General features: G+C 41.0%; 1 protein-coding gene. It reads left to right on the top strand.

From position 1 onward, the window contains the following. Positions 1 to 473, top strand: a 473-nt coding sequence (locus AC1DUW_RS29835; RefSeq protein WP_477644308.1) for a DUF1054 family protein, incomplete at its 5' end; no start/stop codon positions are given. Positions 474 to 1,155 lie beyond the last annotated feature (682 nt).

The raw sequence follows: 1,155 nt of genomic DNA, 5'->3' as shown, positions 1-1,155 counted from the left end.
GTGAAGAGATGTTCCCTCATGTTGCTAAGCATGCTAGAAGGAAAGTAAACCCTCCTAACGACACTTGGGTTGCCTTTGCTGCCAACAGCCGAGGTTATAAAATGATGCCACATTTCCAAATTGGTTTGTGGGAAACACATATGTTCATTTGGTTCGCAGTCATTTATGAAGCTCCTAATAAAGTTGAAATCGGGAGGCAACTAGAGCAAAATGCGAAGCAATTAATAAAAAATATTCCCTCTCATTATGTTTGGTCGATGGATCATACGAAACCTGAAGTAATCCCTCATGATGGCCTTTCGGTTGATGATTTGAATTCAATGTTTAATCGGTTACAGACCGTAAAGAAAGCTGAAATTCTTTGCGGGATAAGAATTTCTCGCGAAGAAGCCATTCAATTAAATGATGATGATTTCATTAAAACCATTAATGATGCTTTTGAGCATCTTTTACCCTTATATAAATTAAAATAAACACATATTCCACGTATTGCATTGGAATTAGTAGATGAATAGAGCATTCATACTTTAATATAAATAAAGAAAAGGGAGAGCCATTAAAGACTCTCCTCAGACTGTAGACAAACTCGATGGAAATCGAGTTTGTCTACAGTTTTTTTTAAGGGTTTTAAAAATTCGAACGTTGATTTCCACTCCAGGCACTCGCTTTCCGCGGGCGGTCMGGRAGCCTCCTCGGCGCCTTTGCGCCTGTGGGGTCTCCCTTGGACGCGCTTTTCCCGCAGGAGTCTCGCACCTTCCGCTCCAATCAACTTTGTTTTAACAATTAAATTTAACCGCTTTTGCCTACAGTCTTTTTTGTTTTAAATATAGGAGTAAAGCGCTCTGGAATAGAGCGCTTTTTTTTACTTTAGACATGATTGTCCATCTCCATGGTTAATCCATAATCAAGCTGCCATCCGCAACTAAGTTCGACCAGTTACAACCCGACTCCAGGGGGATGTGAAGAATAACACAGCATCGGCTGCCTCTTCAGGGGCAGTCTTTTTTTGAGTGGAGTACCTTCTCTTATCATCTGAAAACCTCATCTGAAGTAGCAGAACTGGCATCCGTATATTGAAGCTGTCCACCGGAACTATATTACGATGACTCCGTCTTTTCCTAATTTGTATTTACCCCCCTGGAGCCGGGTTGTAAC

The organism is Peribacillus sp. P4_C12, from assembly GCF_056402095.1.
Note: the sequence above shows the minus strand (reverse complement) of the source record. Positions and strands in the feature narration are given on the sequence as shown.